This window comes from Sphingopyxis sp. SE2, assembly GCF_032227185.1.
In the GTDB taxonomy this organism is placed as follows: Bacteria; Pseudomonadota; Alphaproteobacteria; order Sphingomonadales; family Sphingomonadaceae; genus Sphingopyxis.
On the sequence record NZ_JAPMXW010000001.1, the window covers coordinates 2,293,072 to 2,311,704 of the forward strand.

Here is an 18,633-nt window from a genome sequence, read left to right on the forward strand (position 1 = left end):
CTCATTTGGGCTCTTCCGAAGGCTTGCCCCAGGCAGCCTTTCCTTTCAGCGCACCGGGAATGCCGCTGGGGTCGATTGGCAAGCCATAGAGTTGCTCGTTATGCGAATGGCTGAGCTGATGAAGGGCAAAACTTGTGTTCATCGCCGAAATGCGGCCCTGCGCGTCCTGCGCGCCGTTCACGGCTTCTTTGAGCAGCTTGAGCACGAACGACGGTTTTTTCGCGATCCGCTGCGCCATCTCGAGCGTGAAGCTTTCGAGCGTCTCGTTCGGCACGACATGGTTGACCATGCCAAGACGGTGCGCGTCGCGGGCGTCGAGGAAATCACTTGTGAACAGCATCTCCTTCGCTTTGCGAACGCCGACTTCCCACGGATGATTGAAAAACTCGGCGCCTGCGACACCGATCGATGCCGTATTGTCGGCGAACAATGCGTCCTCACCGGCGACAATGAGGTCGCACGGCCAGATCAGCATGAGTCCGCCGGAGACGGCCTTGCCTTGCACCTGCGCGATCGTGACCTTGGGAATGTTGCGCCACCTCTCGCTGAGGCCGAGGAACATTTCCTTTTCGATGCCCATGCGGCCTTCGGCCCCGGCGCAGTTGAACCCGCACCACGTTCCGACGGGGTCCCAAGGTGCCATTTCGGCAACGAAATCCTCGACGCGAAGATCGTGCCCCGAAGAGAAATGCGGTCCGCGCGCGCCAAGAATGATGACCTTTACGTCATCGTCGCGCGCAGCATCGTCGAACGCCGTGTTGAGTTCATAGAGCATAGCGGCGTTCTGGGCATTGCGGCTCTCGGGTCGATTGAGCATGATCCGGGTTACCCCGGGATGCGGCGTTTCGACGAGAATTGTCTCGAAATCCCTGTTCTTTGTATCTCTCGTCAAAATTCGCTCCTTTTGCTCATTATGGAGTGAGCCGACCGCGCGTGTTTGAGCGGCCGGCCCGTCCCATCTTCAGGCTGCGTCTTGCTGCCGGCCAGCGCCAGCATCGGCCTGGTCTTTGGGATATAGGCGTTGCAGCGCGCGATAGCCTTCCTGGCCTTCGTTGCTCTTGTCCCAGACCATCCAACCGCGATCCATGTGCGAAAGCGCCTGAAGGGCCATGCCGTACCCGACGCCGACCTGATCGTTGAAAAGCTGCTTCCAGCGATCGACGAAGCATTGACGTGTGTAGCGCAAGGTCAGGTCGTCATAGGTTGCCATCTGATGCGCGAGCTCCAGCGCGCGGGGCATGAGCTGGTCGGGTTCGAGCACCTCGTTGACGACGCCGAGGCGGAGGGCTTCCTGGGCGTCGATATGCTGACCGGTCAGCAGGAAATATTTCCCGCGATTGGTTCCGAGGAGTTCCTGCCAAAGGATGTGGACGCCGTCGCCCGGGACTTCGCCCGCGGTAAAATGGCCCTCGTCGGCATAGACCGCCTTCGTCGAGGCGAGATTGATATCGCCGAGTACCATCAGCTCGCCATGGATCAGCGCGGGGCCGTTGCAGGCGCAAATCACCGGCGCTTCGATTTCGAACAGGCGGCGGAACATCATCTTCTCGCCCCAGGCTGGCACGTCGAAGTTGCTGGGTGTCTTGATCGGAGCCCCCCATTCGCCGTGCCGATCGATGAACACGTCACCGGTGCCGGTAAACACGACGACGCGGTTGCCGCGATCGCCGCCAATGTCCGTGAAAGCAGGCGCCCATTCGGAATGATGCTTCGCGCCGTAGAGAACCGGGCCGCCGTCGCTGTGCCAGGTCACGACAAGTACGCCGTCGTCGGAACGCTCGAACTTCAGAGTTTCATATTTATCGAAATAGTCGGGGCGGTCAGTCATCACATCATCTCCGTTGAATGTCTAAAGGGTCGAAAATCGTCGTTCAGGCAATCACCATCCCGCCGTCGACCGACAGCGTGGCGCCCGTGAGGTAGGAGGCCGAATCCGAACATGCCCAGATAACGGCCGAAGCAATCTCTTCCGGCTGACCCGCCCGGGCCATCGGAACGGACGACTGGACATAGTCGTCGACGCTGAAGAAGCCTTCGGCGGCTTTCTTCATCAGCATCGGCGTCTCGATGACGCCGGGGCACACGATATTCACCCGAATATTCTGCGCCGCATATTCGAGCGCGGTGACCTTGGTCAGCCCGATCAGGGCATGCTTGCTTGCGACGTAGGCGGGAAGCTGGGGCGCTGCGCGTAGCGATGACACCGATCCGGTGTTGACGATGGCGCCGCCGCCCGATGCGCGCATCGCCTCTATCTCATACTTCATGCACAGCCAGACGCCGGTCACATTAACGGCGAAGATTTGATCCCAAAGCTCGCGCGTGCAATCGACAGTGGTGCCAGTGTCGGGCGAAATACCGGCATTGTTGTGTGCAGCGTCGAGGCGGCCGAACCGCCGCACGGTTTCGGCGACGGCAGCCGCGACCGACTCTTCTTCCGTCACGTCCGCCGCGATATAGATCGCTTCGCCGCCCGCTGCGCCGATCGCATCGAGGGTCGCGCGTCCGGCGTCTTCGTCACGGTCGACGACCGCGACGCGCGCACCGAGCTCTGCAAAGCCCTGCGCGGTTGCCCTTCCGATGCCGCTGCCGGCGCCGGTGACCAACGCCACGCGACCGCTCCAGTCCATGACCTTCACTGCGATACTCCCATCTGTTCCAATATTTGAGCCGGGGCGATCACTTGCGCATGTGGGCGGGCAGACGATCGTCAGGGATCGGCGGGCGATACATCTCGGCCGGTGCCTCGGTGATGCATACCCGCTGGAGCGTGCGCGTCTTGCCGGGAACCAGCCCGCCACGTGCGTGGTGATAGGCCTGGTTCGCCCAAATCACGACGTCCCCGTTCCGCCAGCGGTGTTCGTAGATATTCGAGTCCGAGTAGAGATGGGCGTGCAATTCGGCGATCAAGTCTTCGCTTTCGGCCTCGTTGAGACCAAGAATGAGCGCGGTATTCTGCTGCGTTGCGAAAAGCACCTCCATGCCCGTAATCGGATCGGTATGGATGATCTCATGCTCGGCGCGCGGCGCATCATCGGGATAGCCTTCGATCCGCTGGCGCCCCGTCAGACCTTCCTCGCTGGCCGAGAACAGGTTCAGCCCCTTGAGTCCGCGCAACCGCTCGCGCGTCGCGGGCGAAAGTGCTTCGAGCGCAAGGCGCCCACTCGCAAAGCGGGTCCACGTCTCCTCATAAGGCACCTCGATGCCGTGGAGGGAGATGCCGAGCAGCGGAATCGGCGTGTACAGGAAGTCGAGATGAAACGAGACTTCGGAATCACCGAGGATCCCATCCGTGCGCGTGTTCGATACATAGCCGACAGTAGTAAAGTCTTCGAGCACCGGGCCGAGCTTCGCCATCACCCGCTTTTGCTGTTCTTGGGTCAGTTCCTGCTCGCGAAACACGAGGAAACCATGTTCCTTGAAAAGCGCTGCCACCTCGGCATCATTCTTTTCATCGTGCAGGTCGATATCGACCGTGACCCCGAACGGCGTGTTCGGCGTAACCTTGGTTGTGGATTGGACAGACATATTCATTCTCCTGAATGCCAGACTATGACAAGGCTGCGGGCGCGGCACGAGCCTGCGTAGAAATTCGTACTTCGGGCGAGAAATCAGTAGACATCGCGCTGGTACCGCCCCTCGCGCTGCATGGCGGCGACGTAGATTTCCGCCGCGTCGGCGCTCATGTTCAAGCCTTCTTCGAGCGCGCGAAGCAACGCGCTGTGAACGGCTGGCGCCATGTCTGCGGCATCGCCGCAGACATAGATATGAGCCCCGCGCGTGACCCAGCGACCCAGTTCGGTCGCATGTTCGGCGATCCGGTGCTGGACATAGACTTTGGCCTCGCCGTCGCGGGAAAAAGCGGTGTCCAACCGGGTCAACGAGCCCGAATTTTCGAACGCGCGAAAATCGGCTTCGTAAAGAAAGTCCGTGGCTCGATTGCGTTCGCCGAAAATCAGCCAGGCCGGACCCGATGCCGGGGTACGTTCCTGCAGAAATGCACGATAGGGCGCCACGCCTGTGCCGGCACCGATCATGATGATCGGCACATCGTCCGCGGGAAGCCGGAAGTGCGAATTGGGTTGAACATAGACGCTGAGGCGCGTGCCCAGAGGTGTGCGGTCGCACAGCATGCCGGTTGCGACGCCCTGACGTGCCTCGCCTCGCAGCGAATAGGCGACGGGAGCGATCGCGAGATGGGCCTCGCGTCCCGCCGCGCGCATGCTCGAGGCGATGGAATAGAGCCGCGGTTGCAGGGGTCGCAGGCTTTGGACGAAACCTTGCGCCTCAAGACCGGTCACGGGATTCTGCCTGACGATATCGACAATATGGTGATCGCGAAGAAAGGCTCTGCGTTCGGCGGCGCGCTCGTCCGTGAGCAATGACGCGAGCTCGACCGAAGAGGTCAAGGCGGCCCAATATTCGAGGAAGCGAGGAGTGACGGTCGTGACTTCGCAATAATCGCGCAGCGCTTCGGATAGCGCAAGCGGCACCCCCGCCAACTCGACCGTGGTCTGGGGGTCGAGCGCCGTGACGGCCAGAAGCGCCGCGACGACCTCGGCATCATTCGCGACGATGATACCAAGCGCATCGCCTGGCGCGTAGACGGTCTCGGCATCGGCAAATGCGAGCGCGAGGTGCCGCGTTGCTTTCGTCGAGCCGGAGCCGACAAGAAGCCGATTCTCGATCACAGTCGCCTCGACAGCGCCGTACTTGGTCAGCCGCGCCTGAGCGGGACCGGGCAACGGTGCAGGCAGGATCGCTTCCGTCGAAGGGCCCGCCAAGAGATCGAGCGCCGACTCTCGCCAAGCGGCTGCGGGCTCGTCATAGTCGATATCGCAATCGATGCGATCGAGCAGCCGCGCTGCGCCGAGACGCGCGAGGCTCTCGTCGAGGCGCCGGCCAGCCGCGCAGAATTGCGCGTAGGTCGAATCGCCCAGGGCAGCGATGGCGTACCGAAGATGGTCGAGGCGCGGCGCAGCGGCGCTTTCCACCTGCGTGAAAAAATTCTCCGCGGCGTAGGGTGCGTCGCCCTCGCCGGTCGTGCTGACAACGAAGATCGCGTGATCGATGTCCGCAAGGTTGGCGATGTCCGTGTCCGCAAGGTCAACGGCCTTTGCCGTGAGGCCCCGCGCCACCGCGCCATCGCGCACCGCATTGGCAATTTCCTCGCTCGCGCCCGTTTCAGTAGCGAAAAAGACCGTTATCGCATCGACTGCCATTCCGCTTCCTGCCGTCGAGCCGGAGCCCGTCCCCGGCGAGCGCCAGTCAAGGTCGTCGGACCCCGCTTCGGTAGAGCCGTTCCATGCCTGTTCGGTCAGCACCTCGGCGCCTCCATATGAGTGAGGAGGATGATCGAGTTCATCACGCTGCACGCGCTTCGGCACTATCGAGATCGACAAAGACAGCCTCGCCCTCGACATGGACGTCATAGACCTTGATCGGCACCCAGGCCGGGACGCCCGTTACTTCGCCGGTCAAAAAGCTGAAGCGCGAGCTGTGCGCCGGACATTCGACGCTGTCGCCGCAAATCCAGCCTTCGCTCAGCGACTCATCCTCATGCGTGCAGCGGTCGTCAATCGCCCGGAACCCATGGCCTTCGATATGAGCAATGCACAGCGCGCGCCCGTCGATCTCTACCTTCTGCATCTCGCCCGGCGCGAGATCGCCGATCCTGATGACCTCAACCTTGTTCATGAACTTGCACTCCATTTGTCGAGCACGACCGGAAAAGTGATGTAAGTCGGGATGCGATCCCGCGGATCTTCAAGATTGCGCATTTCGAGCACCTGCGCCTCGCACTTGGGATCGCGCCGGATGCCGGCGCGGAACAGGCCTTGCACCATCCGCAAATGGCTACCGCTCTTCCCGTCGTTGCCGAGGACGGCGCGAAGGCCAAGGCACTGGTGCGGACCTGTTGCGAAGGCGAGCCCGTAACGGCTAATGCCCTCGGGGACGCCGCGATCGGGATCGAAATCATTGGCATTCGCGCCGAACACGGCCTCGTCGCGGCCGGCGCGTGCGACCCAGGCATGAACTTCGTCCCCGGCCTTCAGCGTCACGCCGCCGACTTCGAGGTCCTCAACCGCCAACCGGGTCAGATAGGGAACGAAAGGTGCGCGAAGGCGCAATGTTTCCTGGAGCGCCTGGCTGATGAATTCCATGTCCTCGATGCGCGCCCGGTCTTCCGGATGCGCTTCAAACCAGTCTGACAGATATTCGATCGTCGCGAGAACGGCTTGCGCGCTCGTACCGGTCGTCGCGACAAAGAACAGGATCGCTTCGTTTACCGCGACGCTCTCGTCGTGGTAGCTTTCATGGGCTTCGGTCGCGATCATGCGCAGGAGGTTGAGCGGCACCTCCTCCTCGCCGATCTCGCCCGCATCGAGCCGCTCCAACTGCTTCTTGACAAAGGCAAGCGAAGGGCGAAAAAATTCCTCGACAAAGACTTTCTTTGCTTCAACGCCGGCGCGCGTCACGCCTTCCCGATCCTCGAAGTGCGACGCGCTCAGTCCCCCGAAGATCGGAAGGGCGCAAGCGCGCAGTCGCGCCATGCCCTCTTCGGACTCGACACCCTGGATTCCGATAATTTTCGCCGCGAACTCAAGGAAGATCAGTTCGACCACCGAGGCCAGGTCACAGCCATAAAGGCCGTCTTCGTTCTTCTTGACCGACCGGTCCATCCAACGCTCGACCGACGGAAGGATGATGTCCTCACGGAAGCGGACAAGCTCCTCGGGACGGACGAGTGCGTTTAGCAGACGGCGACGCTGGCGATGAAGATCGCCGTTGATCATCGCGAGATTGCCGGCTTGGAATTCGCGTACGTTGATCTCGGCGAGCGCGTTGGGGCAGATGTAATTGTCCGCCGACACATCGGCGTTTTCCTCCACTGCTTTCGAGCGGAGAACCTTTTGCATGTCGTCGAGACTGTCGATCCTTACCCGCGATACGGGGCAGCGCGATTCAGGGATCAGCGGATTTGCATCCATCGGTTCATTCTCCTTTGCGGCGCGAAAGCGACCTCTTTCTGGGGTCCAGGTCACACGCCGGCATCCTCGCCTTTGAAATAGAGGATTGTTCGCCAGACGTATGTCACCGATGCCGGGGACTGCTCCGAAAACACCGAAAAGCGCTCACAGAGCCGCCCAACCGCCATCGACCGAAAGACATGCTCCGGTCACGAACGCCGCTTCGGCGGAGCTGAGGAACAGGACCGCCTGCGCTATCTCGCGGGGAGTGCCGAGACGCTTCATCGGGTGCATGTCGCCGATAGCCTTGCGTGCCGCCTCGCGGCCCGCTTCGTCGACGTCAGCGAGGCTTTGCGCCATCATGCCGGTCGGAATGCCGCCCGGAGCGACGGCATTGATGCGGATATTCTCGGCAGCATATTCGATGGCCGCATTCCGCGTCAGGCCAAGGACCGCATGCTTGCTGGCGACATATGCGGTCTGCATTGCCATGCTGTGCAAACTGAGAAAGGAGGCAGTGTTGACGATCGATCCGCCGCCCTGCTTCAGCATCAAGCCTATCTCCGCGCGCATGCAGAGCCATACGCCGGTGACATTGATACGCATGACACGCTCCCATTCTTCGTGCCCGATGTCGGCGGCGAGCTTCGAGGATTGCGTGATGCCCGCGTTGTTGAAAGCGCAATCTATTCGACCGGTTATGACGGCCGCACGCTCGAAAGCGGCAGCCACTGACCCTTCGTCACCCACATCGGCAACCAGTGCTTCGAAGCGCGCGCCCGTCGACGATAGCAGGGCGGAGGTTGCCGCAAGCCCTTCCTCGGACCGGTCGAGGCCGATGACTACGGCTCCCGTTTCAGCAAATGCCAACGACGTTTCCTGTCCAATGCCGCTGCCCGCGCCCGTGATCAGCACGGTCCTTCCCTCGAAGCGTCCCGTCATCATTTTCTCCTCTTCTGATCTTCGCCGAATATGATCTCAAAAATCGTGGAACGGCTGCCGGACTCAGCGGCCTCTTAGCCCCCGATCGCCCAGCCACGTCTCGGACAGCCGCGTGACATGCCCGAGCAAATCGGGCTGGCCGACGTAATAATGCGTCGCCCCTTCGATCACCTCGTAGGTCTTGTCGGCCGTCGTTGCGGCGTCGAAGACCGACTTGCAGTGATAGGCCGGGACCGCGTCGTCCGCGCTATTTTCGATGAACAGAAGCGGCGCGCTAATCCGCGCGGCGCACGCCACTCCCTCGCCATTGGTGTCGTCGATGGACCATTGCGACAGCCACGCCCGAAGGGTCGAGAAGCGCGCGAGCCCGACCGGGCCGCTATTCACTGTTTCGGGGTCACCGAGATAACAGCGTCCGATGGGACGATCATTAGGATCGAGGGCGGGATCGAGAAAACGGGGATCGGCAAGTGTTCGGTGTGTGACGAACCCACGCTCAAGTTCCGCCCCGCCATTTGTCGAGAGTTGCTCGATCATCTCCTTGACCCAGGCAGTAATTCGCCTGACGCGCTCCAACTGAGCCGTCCGGTAGCGGGCGATGAATTCGGGCGAATAGGGCGGTACGAGGGTTCCGCTGTAAATGTCGAGACTTCGGTCGCGCCGGTCGGGATCGGTTTCGTCGAGGACCGACGGATCGATGATGTCGAGCAGCAGTCGCGCACGGGAGCTGTGAGCCGCTTGGAATATGACGGCGTCGGCCGGGATAAGGCCTGCGCGCGTCAAATCGACGTCGTCCCCCGCCGGCGTATGCGTAATGGTCGGTTTCTCGGCCTGCGATTGGTAAAAGAGAGAAAGCGAACCGCCGCCGCTCCAGCCGACAAGAACGACGTGGCGATAGCCCAAAATCATTTTGGCGTGCCGGATATAGGCGCCCAGATCGAGAAGGACCTTTTCCAGGATGCAGGCGGTGTCGTTGCGCGCGTAGCGGCTCGCGGCACATAGCACATGGGCGCCGCGGCGCGCGGCTTCGCGCGGAACGGGCAGCAGCTGCAGCGTCGAGGCCGGATGCATATAAATCTGCAGCGTGTCGCTCGCGATGTTCTTGGGTCGGATCAAAATCCCCTCGAGATTGACGGCGCCCTGGTTACCGGCAAACCCGTAAGTCTCCGTAAAGCTTTGCCGTTCGTCATAATGGAGATGCACCCAGTCAAACTGGAGTTCGTGTTCATCCGTCATCCCAATGCGTTCCTGCTTGGCGGGCGCGTCGCGTTTCGCTTGTCGCCATTTTGTTCGAGGTGTAGGCTGTAGCAGGAGATCGCCCACCGCCATGTCCCCGTGATGCGGGACGGAGCGAGAATAAGGTCGCGCGGCTCCTAGGAGAGTGACGTGAGTTTTTGGACAGCCCTTCCCGAACCAGCCCTTGAAAAGCTCGCGGCGAATTTCCCCGCGCTCATCATGTCGATTGGGGAAAAGCGCTTTGGTATTGAGCTGCTAAGCCTTCTGCACGCTACGTGCGGCGCCGAGCATGCGACCGTTTTCAACCTGACGGCAGACAATCTGTTCGAAGTGACGGCGGCAAGTCTCGATGGCTCGGACACGGCGCACCGGCAGGTCGGCGTCTATCTCAAGGAAGGCCTGTGGCGCCAAGATCCGACCATGACCGAGGCGCAGCATCGACTGGAGTCGGACACGTCGGCATTCGTCCGGACCGATATCGGGCATCTCTCTGACGATGCCCTGCGTGAAATCGTCTATGGCGAGACGGACATTCAGGACCGGTTGCTCATCTGTTCGCGCTGGGGTGACGACATCGTCGGGCTGAGTGTCCTGCGGTCTTCGAACGTGGGTCGGTTCACGACGACGGACATTGAAGCCGTCAAGTCGATAGCGGGTACGATTTTTGCTCTGCTTGCCAAGCATATCAGCATGACCTGGAACGGCCCCAACGTCTCGGTGGCGCTAACGTCGCTCGAGGAAATCGAGGCGTGCATCCGCGAGTGCGCGGCGCTTCCTCGCCGCGAGGCCGAAGTTTGCAGCCGGATCATTTACGGCATGTCGTCGCTCGGCATCTCGCTTGAACTCAACATATGCGACGAAACAGCGATGACGTATCGCAAGCGCGCCTACAATCGCCTCAATATCGCGACGCAGCGCGATCTGCTGCTGTGGTATCTCGAATTGTGGAGCAAGTGGCAGGATCGCGCGACCCGGCAGGTTCCGAAGCTGGAAAAAGTGCTTCCCGACTATAAGGCGGCCTAATCCCCTGACGCTGTTCAGCCGGGCGGACCCACACCAGCTAAGGGTGCAGGCATTGGCCCGCGCGTATCGATGTCAGATCACTCGCGCTCCCGGCGCTGCACGATCAGTTCTGTCATGGCTTCCATCAGGTCGCGCCCCGTTGCGCGGGCGCGATTCTTGCCCTCATTCCACATCGTGAGGTCCTTCAGCGCCTGATCGGTATGCCGGTTCCAGTCCGGATCTGTTGGATAGGTGATTTCGAGACGCAGGCCGTTGGGGTCGCGAAAATAGATGCTGTAGATCAGACCGCCATGGTCGGTCGGACCAACGACTTCGATTCCCTGCCCCACCAGCCAATCCCGCCAAGTGTCCACTTCTTCGCGCGTTTCTGCCTGAAGGGCGATATGATCGAAAATTTCATAGGCCGGATGGGTAACTGGCGGGCGCTGGGGAAGGCCGGGCGCCTCGAAAAAGGCAATCGTCGACCCATCCTTCATGCGGAAAAAGATGTGAAAATAAGGGAAAGCATCGCCCGTCGAAGGCACCGTATCGTCGATAACCGTGCTCGCGAGATCCATGCCCATGACGTTCATGTAAAAGTCCGCTGTCGCTTCAACGTCATGCGTCACCCATGCCGCGTGATTGAGCATCAACGGGGTCAGCTTTACCGTCGGAACGGCGGCCAAGATCGGAGCGGGACTATCCATTTGAACACCTCATCGAAGGGAATTGTCGAACATTAACGAAAAGAGCGGGGCTCCGCTGTCCCCTGCGTGCGGGACGCGGACGCTTCACCGGTTGGAAAGGACGACCGGAGGGGTTCTTTCGAGATTGTCGCGCTTCCACGCATCGATCTTTTCTCGATGGAGTAGAGATTCCGATATTTCGTCGCGCCCTTCCAGCAAGGCGACCTTTGCCCCGGCCTCGACATCGAATCGGGCGATTGTCCCGTCCGAGCCGACTATCTGCTGCGTTGTGAGATCGACACGCAGCCGCGCGGTCTCCAGATCGCCGACGGCACTTACCAGACGCCCATGAAAGTCGGCTTCGAGCCGAATCGGCAGAATGCCGTTCTTGAAGCAATTGTTATAGAAAATGTCGGCGAAACTGCGGGCGATGATGCAGGTGATGCCAAAATCGAGCAGGGCCCAAGGCGCATGCTCGCGGCTCGATCCGCAACCGAAATTGTCTCCGACGACGAGAATCTCGGCTTCGCGCCAGGGATTACGATTGAGGATGAAGTCGGCGATTTCACTTCCGTCTTCATGATAGCGCATTCGCGCAAAAAGCGCCTGACCAAGCCCGCTACGGCTGACAGTCTTCAAATATTCGCCAGGCAGGATCTTGTCGGTATCGATGTTGTCGATCAGCAGCGGCGCGGCGACGGCATCGAGTTTAGTGAAGCTGCGCATCAACAATAATCCCGGGCATCGACGATTGCCCCCGCGACAGCCGCGGCCGCGGCCATCGCGGGCGACATTAAGTGCGTGCGCCCGCCACGTCCCTGCCGTCCCTCAAAATTGCGGTTCGAGGTAGAGGCGCAGCGTTCGCCAGGGCTGAGCTGGTCGGGGTTCATGCCAAGGCACATCGAGCACCCGGCGTCGCGCCACTCGAAACCGGCCGCGCGAAATATATCGGCGAGCCCCTCCTCCTCGGCCTGCTGCTTGACGCGGCCCGAGCCCGGCACCACCAATGCGCGAACGCCGTCGGCAACGTGGCGCCCCTTTACGATTTGGGCGGCGCTCCGCAAATCCTCGATCCGCCCGTTGGTGCAACTGCCGATGAACACGACATCGATCGGAAGGTCGCAGAGTTTCTGGCCTGGCTTCAACGCCATATATTCGAGCATCGCGGATGTTTGCTCGCGCTTGCCGATAGGCGTTTCGTCGGTTGTCGGAACGACTCCATCGATGCGCACCACCGCTTCCGGGCTGGTGCCCCAGGTGACCATCGGGGCGATGTCGTTCGCATCGATTCGATGTTGCTTATCGAACGCAGCGCCAGGGTCGGAAGCCAAGGTTCGCCAGCGTTCGCTCGCCAGGTTGAACGCGTCGCCGGACGGGACGCCGGCCCGCCCGCGCAGCCAGGCAAAGGTCTTTTCGTCCGGGGCGATCATTCCCGCCCGCGCACCCGCTTCAATCGACATGTTGCACAGCGTCATTCGCCCCGCCATATCGAGCGCCTCGACTGCCGCGCCGCAATATTCGATAACATGTCCAGTGGCGCCGGCGGTACCGAGTTGGCCAATGATGTGTAGAATGAGATCCTTCGCCGAGGTTCCTGCCGGGAGTTCATTCTCGACATGAACGCGCAGCGTCTTCGCCGGCTTCTGGCGGAGTGTCTGGGTCGCCAGCACATGCTCCACTTCCGACGTCCCGATGCCAAATGCCAGTGCGCCGAACGCGCCATGGGTCGACGTGTGGCTGTCGCCGCAAACGATCGTCATGCCGGGAAGCGTCAGGCCGAGCTCAGGCCCCACGACATGGACAATGCCCTGAGCTTCGCTTTGCAGCGGAATGTAAGGGACGTCGAACTCCGCGACATTGCGCTCGAGCGTCTGGACCTGGATGCGGCTGTCCCTGTCGGCGATCGGCAGGTGCCTGTTCTTGGTCGGAACATTGTGATCGGCAACGGCAATCGTCAGCTCGGGGCTGCGAACTTTCCGTCCCGCCGCGCGCAGCCCCTCGAAGGCTTGCGGGCTCGTCACCTCGTTAACGAGGTGTCGGTCGATATGAAGCAGCCAGCTCCCGTCATCCATTTCGGCGATGGCATGGGCGTCCCAGATTTTCTGGAACAAGGTGCGAGGGCCCTGGCTCATGCCGCAGTCCGTGTGCGAGCAAGAAGTGCATCGCGAACGCGCCCCCCAAAGCTTGCGCCCGGTAGCTCGGCCGCCTCCCGCGCTGCCTCGATGAGACGCGGCAGGTCGATGCCGGTGGACAGCCCCATCTCGGTGAATGTCCACACAAGGTCCTCGGTCGCGACGTTGCCCGTCGCGCCCGGCGCGAAGGGACAGCCCCCCAAGCCGGCAAAAGACGAATCGATCACGGAAATCCCGGCGTTCCAGGCGGCAACAGCGTTCGATACGCCTTGTCCGTAAGTGTCATGGCCGTGGAAGGCCCATCGCGGTGCCTCCGGATTTATTGCCTTGGCGGTGGCGAACAGGCTTGCAACCCGGTCGGGCGTGACGCGCCCGGTCGTATCACACAGGCAAAATTCAGCCTTCGGCGCCAGCGCGACGAGCGGTTCGAGCAGTGCCAGTGTCGCCTCGGCCGGCACCGGGCCGTCGAAGGGACAGTCGAATGCCGTAGCCATGTTGAGCCGGAGACGCGTCCCGATCGGAACAAGCTCGACCAGTTCGCTGAACTCCTGGACGGACTCGGCAGGCGAACGGCGCACATTCCCTCGATTATGCTTTTCCGACACCGAAAGCACGAATGCGAGATGCCGGGCACCAGCTTCTAGCGCGCGCTCGGCGTGCCGGAGGCTCGGCACCAGAACTTGGGCATCGAGGCCAGGCTTGTCGGCAATATGGTTGAGCAGTTCTCCCGCATCTGCGAGCTGCGGCACCGCGCTGGTGCTAACAAACGCGGTCGCTTCCATGCGGCGGACACCGGCGTCGTAGAGCATGTCGACCAGCTCGAGCTTCCGTTTCGTCGGAATCAGCGGCCCGATCGACTGGAACCCGTCCCGGGGACCGACCTCGACAATTTCGATAATATTCGACATCAACCCAGGACTCCGGTTCGTTTAAGTGCGGCAATCCGACCGTCGTCATATCCGAGCAATTGGCGGGCAAGATTTTCGCCATCGGCGCCGATCGCGGGCCCAGTACGGCGAATGCTTCCCGGGGCGCCCGGAAAGTGTGGAACGATGCCTGGATGCAGCGTTCGGCCCAACAACGGGTCATCGACATCTCGCACCATGCCTCGGGCGCGATATTGCGCGTCTTGCGCGATGTCTGCAGCGGTAAAGACCTTTGACGCGGGTATATCGGCGGCGGCGAGCCGTTCGCTGAGGTCCGCTGCCGTCAGCGAACGCGTCCAATCCGAAATGATCAGATCGAGGGCGGCTGCGTGACGCACCCGCTGCCCATTGCCTTCAAACCGCTCATCATTCCCCAGGTCTTGCCGGCCTATCAACAGAAGCAACTTCGCAAAAAGGGGTTCGGAATTGGCGGCGATCAATATCCATTCGCCGTCCGCCGTGGGATAGGCGTTCGACGGTGCCGCCGTTGCAATCGCGCCGCCAGTCGGCTGCTTGACCTTACCCAGTGCGCCATATTCGGGAAGCATGGCTTCCATGAGACTGAGCACGCTTTCGGTCAGTGCGACATCGACCGTCTGATACTGGGGATTCTCCCCGAAGCGCGCCTGGCGCCAAAGCGCCGCGACGATCCCGAATGCCGCGTACAGGCCCGCGAGCGAATCGCCGACGCTTACACCGACACGTACCGGCGGCAAATCATAGGTATCTGGCGCATGGTTGGTGAGGTGACGAATTCCGCCGATTGCCTCTCCGATCACGCCGAAAGCGGCTTGGTCGCGACCCGGTCCCGTCTGGCCGTAGCCCGAAACATGCGCGACGATCAGCCCCGGACGGCGCTTGCGCAAAATGTCGGGCGACAGCCCCATCTTCTCGAGCTGGCCGGGCCGGAAATTCTCGACAACGACATCACACTCGGCGGCGAGATCGATCGCGACTGCCCGTCCAGCTTCGGTCTTGAGGTCGAGCGCGATGCTATGCTTGTTGCGGCCGTGCACCGACCACCAGAGCGAGCGCCCGTCGACCTGCGCGCCCCATTGGCGGACCGGATCGCCGCCCAGCGGCTCGATCTTGATCACTTCTGCCCCAAGATCGCCGAGTAGACGGGTGCAGAATGGTGCAGCCACGAAGTGACCGATTTCGAGCACTCGAATCCCGGCGAGAACGCCTTCGTGCCGATCCGTTTCTGGCATCAGGACCTCGTCACTTCAGCCGCGCCGTCGCGGAGCCGCTTGTAGCCTGCAACGCGCTCGGGATCTATTTCCAGCGGACGACTATAGGACGGGTCACGGGCATCGCGGCTCGGCTGCGGAGCGGTCTCGGCAACCTGGAATTCGAACGGTACGAGGCAATCATAATTCGCGCCGCCTTCGGGCGTTTGCGAACCCTCGACGGTGTTGATCGAGGGGGCCACCCAGTCGACGATATATTGACGTGCGACGATACCCCATTTGCCATTCCGCTTCTCCATGCGGTCGATGTAGCGGCCGCCGATGGCGCTGAAGGGCGCCCCGGTCTTGTTGATGCCGGAATAGGAAAGATAGGTTTCGCAATGAGCGACGTCGCCATCGATCTCGGCCAGATGATTACCGATCATGTGTTGAGTGGAACTATGATGGGTTGAGTGCATATTCTGGACCCAGGTCCAGAACTCATCGGCCGTGCCGACAAACATCGAATGATCGTCGACGGCGTCGGGATGGTAGGCCGACATGACCATGGCGCGATCGAGCCGGTCAACGCCTCGACAGTATCGCGCTACGACATCGAGGATTTCCTGCCGATCCATCAAATAGGTCAGCTTTTCCTGCATTTCTTCCAAGGTCATTATGATGTCCTCTCCAGGGATCGCGCCGCAGATCGCTCGATGCGGTCAAGCACCCGATGAGTTTCGATAGCGTCGCGAAATGTCGGGGCGGTGGAGCCGCCCCCGGTCAGGTCGTCGTGCACCGCCCGATAGGCGTGCGCGACCGCGTCGGCATAACCGTCCGCATCGGTCGAAACGCGCCGATATTGCCCCGGTACCGGTAGATCGGTGAGCGGCCTCGATCCGCGTGCACCGCGGATCCGTATATGACCATATTGAAGATGCCCGCTTCTGCCTTCGACCAGCAGGGTACCGTCCGCGCCATTCATTTCCCAGCGGAAGCCCCCGCTGGGCCAGTCTCCGCCGCGATAGTGAAGCGATGCGACGGCCCCGCCTTCGAGCGTGCCACTCACGGCAATATGGTCGGGCGCGTCGGCAGCGACCGTCCGATCCTCATCGGTCAACTTCACATCGCGATGGCGGGTCGCCAGCGTAGCGTCCAGTCGATCGAAGCTGCCCACAATCCAGCCGAACGCGTCGACCATATGGCCGAAGGGAATGGTCAACATGGTCGCGCCGGTTTCAGCGTCGGTGACATAGGCCGTGCGGGCGGTCGCCATGCCCCCCCACGGAAATCCGCCCGCTCCGATGACACTGGTCGAGAGCAAATCGCCGACAAAGCCGTCGGCGACGAGATCGCGGAGATAACGCAGCGCCGGCGCCGACCGGGCCTGTAATCCCGCGAAGGCCGAGACGCCCTTTGCGCCGGCCGCGTCTGCCATGCCCCCGGCTTCCGTGACACTCCGGCCGAGCGGCCACTCGCAGTAGACGGACTTGCCTGCATCGATCGCACAGGAAACCAGTTCGCGATGGCGCGGCACCTTGACCGCAACGACGACAAGATCGACATCGGGGTGCGCTGCCAGCAAGGCCGCATCGCCGGTAGCAAATGCGACCCCGTGCACGGCGGCGGCGGCCGCTGCGGCCGTATCGCTCGAGGCTGCCAGTCCGGTTATAGCGTAACGTTCGGCCATTGCGCGGAGCGCCGGCACATGCGCCGTCGCCGCCCAACCTCCCTCTGCGCTCAGCCCAATGAGGCCGACGCCGATCCGTTTTTCGGCTGCCGTCATCTAACCAGCGATCTGCGAGCCAGGCGTAAAGCTGACGTGCAGGCTCTCCAGCGCGTGGATCTGAAAATGTTCCATGAAGCGGGGCTCGGGATGATGGTCCGAGAGGCGCAAATCCTTCAGCCTTTCCAGAAGGCGTGTGATCGCGACGCGCATTTCCATTCGTGCCAGCTGGTTGCCGACGCAAAAATGAATGCCGCGGCCGAATGCGAGATGGTTGCGCACACCCTTCCGGTCGATATCGATGCGCTCGGGGCATTCCCATTTGGCTGTGTCGTAGTTGCCGGCGAGATAGCTTATCTGCACCACGGTCCCCGCCGGAATGGCCACGCCGGCGAGTTCGGTATCCTGGGTCGTGAAACGATATTGATGCGGGACCGGCGCGTGCGCACGAAGCATCTCCTCGACCACGATGGGAATAAGCGCGGGATCGGCGAGGACCCGGTCGAGCAGCGCCTGGTCTTTGAGAATCATGTAGGTCGCCGTCGTAATGCCAGTTGTGGTAGTTTCATTTCCCGCGACCAGGATCAGTTGAGCGACCATGAGCAGCTGTCCCATGGTCAGGCGCTCACCTTCGACCTCGGCATGCACTAGCCGGCTCAGCATATTGTCCTGAGGATCAACTTCATATTCGCGAGCACGCGCCGCGAGGTAATTTTGCATATCGATCATGCGGTCCGTCAGCATCAGCTCGCGGTCCGGCGGACAATTGGGATCGTTCCGATCGACCCACGCCGTCGACCAGAGCTTGAACTGCTCATAATCTTCCCGGGCAACACCAAGCTGGTCCGAGATGATGTACATCGGCAGGTGGACTGCAAATCCCGACGCCAGATCGGTTTCGCCTGTTTCGATGAAACCGTCGATGAGCCCATCGACGATCGCGAGCGCCACCGGTTCGAGCTTCTTGACATAGCTCGGTGTAAAGACTTTATCGACGAGTGCGCGGTGAAGACCGTGTTCCGGCGGATCGGCGAAGGCGAGAACATGTTCTTCGGGCCAGCCGCGCTCGGCGTAACGCCGGCGGACCTCTTCCGAGACCGACGTTTCCCGGTTGATCATGATCGGCGTGCGGCTCGAAAAAATCTCTGGATGGCTGTTGACGTAGTTGATGTCGTCATAGCGGCTGACGATGAACATGCCGGTGCCGGGATCGCGGTATACCGGCGCTTCTTCAAGCAGCCGGGTCAGGAACGGAAAGGGGCAGCGCTGCACCTCCGGGTCCGAGTAGCTTCCGAGTCCGGCCTCGACAGTCGCCATTTTCCTGCTCCTTTTCTGCCCGAATCCGCCGTCCGGCGCCCGGGTTCTGAAGACGGTCTAGCAAAGTCGAACGGTTTCGCCTGTCACCGAAGGCCGGGACATAGCCTTATCCAGCCGGCGTCCAGACGCATGCCGACGCTACGGCGATAGCTTCGTCCTGGTCGGGCGAACCGCCCGATATCCCGACTGCGCCGACGCAGAAATCGCCTTCGAAGAGGGGGATGCCCCCACGAAAAGGGTAAATATCTGCGATAGCCACGATCGACGGCATGCCCGTCGCTGCCTGTTCGGCCAACGAGGTCGGCATCTTCATCTCAACCGCGGTGCGTGCCTTTCCTTCGGCGACGCGGAGCGATACCAGCGGCGCGCCATCGAGCCGTTCGAGGCGCAGCAAATGCCCTGCATCATCGACCACGCAGATCGTCACCGCGACGCCGGCCGCCTGCGCCGCCTCCCGGGCGGCCGACGCGACCCGATCCGCATCGGCAATCGCAATATAAGGCTTGGATGGCATGCGCTCTTCTCG

19 protein-coding genes are annotated in these 18,633 nt (G+C 61.6%); 1 reads left to right on the forward strand and 18 read right to left on the reverse strand.

Annotated features, from left to right (window positions below; genetic code table 11):
* Nucleotide 1 precedes the first annotated feature (1 nt).
* The 9 genes from OVY29_RS10910 to OVY29_RS10950 all read right to left on the reverse strand — a co-directional run bounded on the left by OVY29_RS10910 (nt 2) and on the right by OVY29_RS10950 (nt 9,149).
* The gene (locus OVY29_RS10910) at nt 2–892 is read right to left on the reverse strand and encodes an enoyl-CoA hydratase (RefSeq protein WP_313911361.1); all 891 of its coding nucleotides are present in this window, start codon (nt 890–892) and stop codon (nt 2–4) included.
* A gap of 69 nt (nt 893–961) precedes the next feature.
* Complete coding sequence (locus OVY29_RS10915) at nt 962–1,828, reverse strand: enoyl-CoA hydratase/isomerase family protein (protein ID WP_313911362.1); 867 nt, start codon at nt 1,826–1,828, stop codon at nt 962–964.
* A gap of 43 nt (nt 1,829–1,871) precedes the next feature.
* Complete coding sequence (locus tag OVY29_RS10920) at nt 1,872–2,612, reverse strand: glucose 1-dehydrogenase (protein WP_313911363.1); 741 nt, start codon at nt 2,610–2,612, stop codon at nt 1,872–1,874.
* 67 nt (nt 2,613–2,679) lie between these two features.
* The gene (locus OVY29_RS10925; protein ID WP_313911364.1) at nt 2,680–3,576 is read right to left on the reverse strand and encodes a TauD/TfdA family dioxygenase; all 897 of its coding nucleotides are present in this window, start codon (nt 3,574–3,576) and stop codon (nt 2,680–2,682) included.
* Between the two features lie 35 nt (nt 3,577–3,611).
* Nucleotides 3,612–5,324 carry a sulfite reductase flavoprotein subunit alpha gene (locus OVY29_RS10930; RefSeq protein WP_313911365.1) on the reverse strand — a complete coding sequence of 571 codons (1,713 nt, stop codon included), beginning with the start codon at nt 5,322–5,324 and terminating at the stop codon, nt 3,612–3,614.
* A gap of 40 nt (nt 5,325–5,364) precedes the next feature.
* Nucleotides 5,365–5,697 (reverse strand): non-heme iron oxygenase ferredoxin subunit, encoded by a 333-nt coding sequence (locus OVY29_RS10935; RefSeq protein ID WP_313911366.1) that lies wholly within the window; start codon nt 5,695–5,697, stop codon nt 5,365–5,367.
* Nucleotides 5,694–6,992, reverse strand: coding sequence for a cytochrome P450 (locus OVY29_RS10940; RefSeq protein WP_313911367.1), 1,299 nt, complete (start codon nt 6,990–6,992; stop codon nt 5,694–5,696). The genes OVY29_RS10935 and OVY29_RS10940 overlap by 4 nt, the downstream gene beginning before the upstream one ends.
* A 144-nt stretch (nt 6,993–7,136) precedes the next feature.
* Complete coding sequence (locus OVY29_RS10945; protein WP_313911368.1) at nt 7,137–7,886, reverse strand: SDR family oxidoreductase; 750 nt, start codon at nt 7,884–7,886, stop codon at nt 7,137–7,139.
* A gap of 90 nt (nt 7,887–7,976) precedes the next feature.
* Nucleotides 7,977–9,149 (reverse strand): alpha/beta hydrolase, encoded by a 1,173-nt coding sequence (locus tag OVY29_RS10950; protein WP_313911369.1) that lies wholly within the window; start codon nt 9,147–9,149, stop codon nt 7,977–7,979.
* A gap of 150 nt (nt 9,150–9,299) precedes the next feature.
* Here OVY29_RS10950 and OVY29_RS10955 point away from each other — a divergent pair, with 150 nt between their 5' ends.
* Complete coding sequence (locus OVY29_RS10955) at nt 9,300–10,172, forward strand: helix-turn-helix transcriptional regulator (RefSeq protein WP_313911370.1); 873 nt, start codon at nt 9,300–9,302, stop codon at nt 10,170–10,172.
* Nucleotides 10,173–10,249: 77 nt separating this feature from the next.
* Here the strand turns inward: OVY29_RS10955 and OVY29_RS10960 are convergent, their stop codons facing one another.
* From OVY29_RS10960 to OVY29_RS11000, 9 genes are all read right to left on the reverse strand, one after another.
* On the reverse strand, nt 10,250–10,858 hold the full coding sequence (locus OVY29_RS10960) for a VOC family protein (protein WP_313911371.1): 609 nt from the start codon (nt 10,856–10,858) through the stop codon (nt 10,250–10,252).
* Nucleotides 10,859–10,942: 84 nt separating this feature from the next.
* The gene (leuD, locus tag OVY29_RS10965) at nt 10,943–11,563 is read right to left on the reverse strand and encodes a 3-isopropylmalate dehydratase small subunit (protein WP_313912059.1); all 621 of its coding nucleotides are present in this window, start codon (nt 11,561–11,563) and stop codon (nt 10,943–10,945) included.
* Nucleotides 11,563–12,969, reverse strand: a complete 1,407-nt coding sequence (gene leuC / locus OVY29_RS10970; protein WP_313911372.1) for a 3-isopropylmalate dehydratase large subunit — start codon at nt 12,967–12,969, stop codon at nt 11,563–11,565. The genes leuD and leuC overlap by 1 nt, the downstream gene beginning before the upstream one ends.
* Entirely contained in the window at nt 12,966–13,877 is a 912-nt protein-coding gene (locus OVY29_RS10975; RefSeq protein WP_313911373.1) for a hydroxymethylglutaryl-CoA lyase, read from the reverse strand. The genes leuC and OVY29_RS10975 overlap by 4 nt, the downstream gene beginning before the upstream one ends.
* On the reverse strand, nt 13,877–15,106 hold the full coding sequence (locus OVY29_RS10980; protein ID WP_313911374.1) for a CoA transferase: 1,230 nt from the start codon (nt 15,104–15,106) through the stop codon (nt 13,877–13,879). Before OVY29_RS10980 ends, OVY29_RS10975 begins: the two co-directional genes overlap by 1 nt.
* On the reverse strand, nt 15,106–15,741 hold the full coding sequence (locus OVY29_RS10985; RefSeq protein WP_313911375.1) for a nuclear transport factor 2 family protein: 636 nt from the start codon (nt 15,739–15,741) through the stop codon (nt 15,106–15,108). Before OVY29_RS10985 ends, OVY29_RS10980 begins: the two co-directional genes overlap by 1 nt.
* Nucleotides 15,741–16,850 (reverse strand): Gfo/Idh/MocA family oxidoreductase, encoded by a 1,110-nt coding sequence (locus OVY29_RS10990; protein ID WP_313911376.1) that lies wholly within the window; start codon nt 16,848–16,850, stop codon nt 15,741–15,743. Before OVY29_RS10990 ends, OVY29_RS10985 begins: the two co-directional genes overlap by 1 nt.
* Nucleotides 16,851–18,107 (reverse strand): cytochrome P450, encoded by a 1,257-nt coding sequence (locus OVY29_RS10995; RefSeq protein ID WP_313911377.1) that lies wholly within the window; start codon nt 18,105–18,107, stop codon nt 16,851–16,853.
* A gap of 106 nt (nt 18,108–18,213) precedes the next feature.
* Nucleotides 18,214–18,621: a heme-binding protein gene (locus OVY29_RS11000; RefSeq protein ID WP_313911378.1), complete on the reverse strand. Its 408-nt coding sequence runs from the start codon at nt 18,619–18,621 to the stop codon at nt 18,214–18,216.
* Nucleotides 18,622–18,633: the final 12 nt, after the last annotated feature.

Excerpts from the sequence above, each read along its gene's own strand:
- OVY29_RS10990 (WP_313911376.1), bottom strand. The coding sequence starts at position 16,850 with ATGACGGCAGCCGAAAAACGGATCGGCGTCGGCCTCATTGGGCTGAGC.
- OVY29_RS10940 (WP_313911367.1), bottom strand. The coding sequence starts at position 6,992 with ATGGATGCAAATCCGCTGATCCCTGAATCGCGCTGCCCCGTATCGCGG.
- leuC (WP_313911372.1), bottom strand. The coding sequence starts at position 12,969 with ATGAGCCAGGGCCCTCGCACCTTGTTCCAGAAAATCTGGGACGCCCAT.
- OVY29_RS10960 (WP_313911371.1), bottom strand. The coding sequence starts at position 10,858 with ATGGATAGTCCCGCTCCGATCTTGGCCGCCGTTCCGACGGTAAAGCTG.
- OVY29_RS10975 (WP_313911373.1), bottom strand. The coding sequence starts at position 13,877 with ATGTCGAATATTATCGAAATTGTCGAGGTCGGTCCCCGGGACGGGTTC.
- OVY29_RS10980 (WP_313911374.1), bottom strand. The coding sequence starts at position 15,106 with ATGCCAGAAACGGATCGGCACGAAGGCGTTCTCGCCGGGATTCGAGTG.
- OVY29_RS10985 (WP_313911375.1), bottom strand. The coding sequence starts at position 15,741 with ATGACCTTGGAAGAAATGCAGGAAAAGCTGACCTATTTGATGGATCGG.
- OVY29_RS10915 (WP_313911362.1), bottom strand. The coding sequence starts at position 1,828 with ATGACTGACCGCCCCGACTATTTCGATAAATATGAAACTCTGAAGTTC.
- OVY29_RS10950 (WP_313911369.1), bottom strand. The coding sequence starts at position 9,149 with ATGACGGATGAACACGAACTCCAGTTTGACTGGGTGCATCTCCATTAT.
- OVY29_RS10935 (WP_313911366.1), bottom strand. The coding sequence starts at position 5,697 with ATGAACAAGGTTGAGGTCATCAGGATCGGCGATCTCGCGCCGGGCGAG.
- OVY29_RS10995 (WP_313911377.1), bottom strand. The coding sequence starts at position 18,107 with ATGGCGACTGTCGAGGCCGGACTCGGAAGCTACTCGGACCCGGAGGTG.
- leuD (WP_313912059.1), bottom strand. The coding sequence starts at position 11,563 with ATGCGCAGCTTCACTAAACTCGATGCCGTCGCCGCGCCGCTGCTGATC.
- OVY29_RS11000 (WP_313911378.1), bottom strand. The coding sequence starts at position 18,621 with ATGCCATCCAAGCCTTATATTGCGATTGCCGATGCGGATCGGGTCGCG.